The sequence below is a fragment of the Novosphingobium sp. 11B genome, assembly GCF_054589055.1.
Window position 1 is genome coordinate 1 of the sequence record NZ_BAAILP010000064.1, and the last position, 4,805, is coordinate 4,805.

4 protein-coding genes are annotated in these 4,805 nt (G+C 67.4%); all 4 read right to left on the minus strand.

Annotated features, from left to right (window positions below):
• Positions 1–55 precede the first annotated feature (55 nt).
• The 4 genes from ACYPYD_RS05700 to ACYPYD_RS05715 are packed head-to-tail and all read right to left on the minus strand — an operon-like array spanning position 56 to position 4,685.
• Complete coding sequence (locus ACYPYD_RS05700; RefSeq protein WP_211151714.1) at positions 56–1,219, minus strand: acyl-CoA dehydrogenase family protein; 1,164 nt, start codon at positions 1,217–1,219, stop codon at positions 56–58.
• 13 nt (positions 1,220–1,232) lie between these two features.
• Positions 1,233–2,678, minus strand: coding sequence for a 2-oxo acid dehydrogenase subunit E2 (locus ACYPYD_RS05705; protein WP_211151715.1), 1,446 nt, complete (start codon positions 2,676–2,678; stop codon positions 1,233–1,235).
• Between the two features lie 11 nt (positions 2,679–2,689).
• Positions 2,690–3,700 carry an alpha-ketoacid dehydrogenase subunit beta gene (locus ACYPYD_RS05710; RefSeq protein WP_211151716.1) on the minus strand — a complete coding sequence of 337 codons (1,011 nt, stop codon included), beginning with the start codon at positions 3,698–3,700 and terminating at the stop codon, positions 2,690–2,692.
• Positions 3,701–3,710: 10 nt separating this feature from the next.
• Positions 3,711–4,685: a thiamine pyrophosphate-dependent dehydrogenase E1 component subunit alpha gene (locus ACYPYD_RS05715; RefSeq protein WP_271182927.1), complete on the minus strand. Its 975-nt coding sequence runs from the start codon at positions 4,683–4,685 to the stop codon at positions 3,711–3,713.
• Positions 4,686–4,805: the final 120 nt, after the last annotated feature.

Sequence of the window (4,805 nt, forward strand, 5' to 3'; positions counted from 1 at the left end):
CCTTGCCAGCGGTCCCAGCCTTCGCTGGGATGACGCCTATTTTAATTCATATGCCTCACCGCCGCTGATCGAACCGCCGCCCGAGCATGGCCCCGGCGATATTGACCTTCTGGATATCGATCGCCCCGCCCGCGATGCCCCAACCCCACGAGTCCCGCAGGCGACGCTCCATCGGGAACTCCTTGGAATAGCCGTAAGCCCCCATCAGCTGCATCGCATCGCCCGTCACCTCGCGCGCGATGGTGTTGGCGAAGCACTTGCCGGTGGAGCTGTGCAGCACCGAAGGCAGGCCATCCTCGGCCAGCGAGGCGGCGCGCCAGATCAGCAGGCGGGCGGCCTCGATCTTCATCTGCATCTCGGCCAGCTTGATCTGCACCGCCTGGAATTCGGCGATCGCCTTGCCGAACTGCTTGCGCTCCTGAACGTAGACGCTGACGTCCTCCAGCGCGCCCGAAGCCTGCGCCAGCGACATCGTGGCATTGCCGCAGCGTTCGAGGTCGAAGGCTTCCATCAGCTTCTTAAAGCCGCCGCCGGCCTGCACGATGATATTGTCGAGCGGCACTTCGCAATCGTCAAAGTTGATGTCGGACGACGGCACGCCGCGAAAGCCCATCAGCTCCTCGTTGGGGCCGAACGAGATGCCCGGCGCATCCTTTTCCACCAGCACCGCGCCGATGCCCTTGGCGCCCGGATCGTCGGACAGGCGGCAGTAGACGACATAGGCGTCGGAATGCCCGCCGCCCGAGCACCAGCGCTTGGTGCCGTTGATGATGAGCTTGTCGCCCTTGACCACGCCCCTGGTCTTGAGGTCGGTCAGCGCGCTGCCCGCGTCCGGTTCGGACATGGAGACCGCCACCACCATGTCGCCCGAGCAGACGGCGGGAACCACGCGCTTCTTCAGCGTGTCGGACGCAAAGTGCTCGATCGCGCGCACCGGTCCGACCGAGCTTTCGAAGATCGGGAAGCCGACCGCGGAAGAGATCTTGCCGAACTCCTCCAGCACGATCAGCGCCTCGATGTTGCCGAGACCCAGGCCGCCGAGTTCGCTCGACACGTTGATGCCGAGGAAGCCCATCTCGGCATAGCGCTTGACCAGCGCGCGGCTCGGCGGCTTGTTGTCGCGCTCCAGCTCGGCAGCGATGGCGGGCAGTTCAGCGCGGGCGAAGGTGCGGGCGGCTTCCTGCAGCTGGAGCTGGTCTTCGGTCAGCTTGAAGTTCATCGTTTCTTTTCCGTCAGAGCAAATGGGGCTGTTCGATGAGGTTCGCGAGCGCGGCCATGAAGCGGCCACCATCGGCCCCGTCGATCGCGCGGTGGTCGCACGAGAGCGAAAGGTGGAGCACCGGCACGATGCGGATCGCGCCGTCGTCGTCGATGGGCTCGGGCCGGGCGGTGCCGACCGCCAGGATCGCGCCCTGCGGCGGGTTGATGATGGCGTCGAACTGTTCGACCCCGAACCCGCCGAGGTTGGAGAGCGAGAAGCTGCCGCCGATAAATTCCTCCGGCTTGAGCTTGCCGCTGCGGGCGCGCTGGGCGAGGCCCTTCATCACACTCCCGATCTCGGCCACGGAGAGATCGTCGGCGCCGAAGACGATCGGGGTGACGAGGCCCTTCTCGGTCGCCACCGCCACCGCAACATCGGCCGAACCGAAGCGGTGGATGTCGTTGCCGTGGACCTGCACGTTGACGGCGGGCACTTCCATCAGCGCCAGAGCGCAGGCCTTGACGATGAAGTCGTTGACGCTGGGCTTGTCCGACCCCAGCGAAGTGCGCAGCGCCAGAAGACGGTCCGCACGGACGCGGCGACGTACGTAGAAGTGCGGGATCTGCTGCTTGGCCTCAGTGAGCCTGCGCGCGATGGTCCGGCGCATCGAGGACATCGGCATGACATCGACATTGCCCGATGCCGGACGCGGTGCGGACGCTGCCGCGACGGGGGCCGGGGCCGCGCTGGCGGGCGCCGGAGGGCGCGCGGGTGTCGGGGCGGCCTGCTGGACGATCGCCAGCACGTCGTCACGCCGCACTTTGCCGCGCGCGCCGGAGCCCTTGATCGTGGCGAGGTCCAACCCGTGCAGCGCGCCGAGACGGCGGGCGACAGGAGTGGAGAGCACCGGGCTGTCCGGCGTCGCCGCGAAGACGCCGACAAGCTGCGGCTGCGCCTCGGGCCGCGCAGCTTGATGCACGTCCTGCGCGAAGATGCGACCACCCCGGCCCGTGCCGGTGACGGTGGCCAAATCGACGCCAAGGCGCTGCGCCTCCGCCAGCGCAGCGGGGCTGATAGCAAGGCCCTCAGGCACCGGCGGCGCGGCGGGCGTAGCGGGCCTTTCCGGTTCCACGGCAGGTGCAGCAGGCGTATCGTCACCGTCAGGCCCGAAGCCACTTTCGGACGGCGTGAACGCCGCGATCACCGCGTCGATCTCCGCCGCGCTGGCTTCGCCGCCGTCGCTCAGCACCGCCAGCAGCGCGCCGACCGGGTAGGTCTGCCCGGCTTCGGCAAGGATGCGCACGAAGCGGCCGTCCTTTTCCGCCTCGATCTCGTTGGTGATCTTGTCGGTCTCGACCAGCGTGAGCACGGTGCCGCGTTCGAACGGGGCGTTTTCAGCCACCATCCAGTCGGCGATCGTTCCTTCGGCCATTTCGATGCCCCACTTGGGCATCGTGAAGGGCGTGAGCTTTGCCATGTGCCCTCCCCTCAGCGGAAGGCGAGGACGCGGCGCACGGCATCCTCGATCTTCTGCGGCGAGGGCACCCAGGCGCGCTCCAGATTGCGGGCGAAGGGGATCGGGCTGTGCGGCGCCGTCACCATCGCGGGCGGGGCCTTGAGGCTGGTGAAGGCGCGCTCGGTCACCATCGCGGCGATGTCGGCGGCAAGGCTGCAGCGCGGCGGGCTTTCGTCCACCACGACGAGGCGGCCGGTCTGCTCCACCGATTCCAGGATCGCGTCCTCGTCCAGCGGGCTGGTGGTGCGCAGATCGAGCAGGTCCATACCGATGCCGTCCGCCGCCAGCTTGTCGCCGGCTTTTTCCGAGAAGTTCACCATGCGCCCGCAGGCGACCACGGTGACATCGCCGCCCTCGCGCACCACGCGCGCTTCGCCGAAGCGCTGGCGGTGATCGCCCTCGGGCACTTCGCCCTTCACGCCGTAAAGCGTCTTGTGTTCGAAGAACATCACCGGGTCGTCGCCGCGCAGGGCCTCGGTCAGCAGGCCCTTGGCGTCGGCCGGGGTGGTGGGCAGCACCACTTTCAGGCCGGGCATCGCCGTCAGCATCGCGTAAACCGACTGGCTGTGCTGCGCCGCCGTCTGCATGCCCGCGCCGTAGACCAGCCGCACCACGGCGGGGCACTTGGTCTTGCCGCCGAACATGTAGCGGAACTTGGCCATCTGGTTCCAGATCTGGTCGAGGCTGACGCCCACGAAGTCCGCGAACATCAGTTCGGCCACCGGCCGCTTGCCCGAAAGCGCCGCGCCCGCCGCCGCGCCGATAATGGCGCTTTCGCTGATGGGGGTGTCGATCACGCGCTCCGGCCCGAACTTCTTCCAGAGCCCCGGACTGGTGCCCCAGATGCCGCCGATCGCCTCGGGGCCGCCGGCGGTGCCGTTGCCGCCGACCACGTCCTCGCCGAGCAGGATAATGTCGGAATCGCGTTCCATTTCCGCGTGCAGCGTCGAGACGATCGCCTCGCGGATGTTCATGATGGCCATCTGCGGTTCCTCAGTAATATTCGACGTAGACGTCGTCGGCGACAGTGGCGGGATCGGGCTGCTCGTCGGCACGCGCCTCTGCCACGGCCTCTTCGATCAGGGCGAGCACTTCGGCGTCGACCGCATCGAGATCGGCGTCGGTCAGCAGAGCGGCGCCGGTGACGCGGGCGCGAAAGGCCTTGAGGCAGTCCCGCTCGGCACGGATGCGGTCGAGTTCACCCTTGCCGCGATAGCGCTGCGGATCGCCCTCGAAGTGGCCGTAGTAGCGCTCGGTATCCAGCTCGATCGCGGCGGGGCCATTGCCGGCGCGGACATATTCGAGAAGTTCCGTGAAAGCCGCGTAAGTCTCGAAGAAGTCGCAGCCATTGGCGCGCCAGGCCTTCATCCCGAAGCCCTCGGCGCGGCTGGCGATGTCCTTGCTGGTGCCCACGGCGTAGGCATCGCCGGTGTGCTCGGAATAGTGGTTGTTCTCGAAGACGAAGATCGCCGGAACCTTGGTCACGACGGCCAGGTTCATCGCCTCGAAGGTGGTGCCCTGATTGCAGGCGCCGTCGCCGGAGAAAGTCACGCCCACCCTGCCCTTGCCGTCGATGCGCGCGGCGATCGCGGCGCCCACCGCCTGCGGTGCACCGCCGCCGACGATGCCGTTCGCGCCGAGCATCCCCACTTCGAGGTCGGCGATGTGCATCGAGCCCGCGCGGCCCTTGCAGAGACCTCCAGCGCGGCCGTAGATTTCCTTCATCATTCCCTTCACGTCGCAGCCCTTGGCGATGCAATGGCCATGGCCGCGATGGGTGGAGACGATCTTGTCGTCCACGGTCAGCTGGTCGCAGATGCCCACGGCAACCGCTTCCTGCCCGGCGTAGAGGTGCGTGAAGCCGCCGATCTCGCCGGTCTTGATCTCTTCGTGCAGGCGTTCCTCGAATTCGCGGATGGTCTTCATCCGGCGATAGGCGCCCAGCAGTTCGTCGCGGTTCAGTTGCATCGCCGCTGCTCCCGTTGGTGTTCTTAAATCGTCGTCCCGAACTTGATCCGGGACCGGTGGCTGTCTTTAGGCGCGCCCTGCCGAGGGTTGGGTGACGCTCGGCCAGCGGTCCCGGATCAA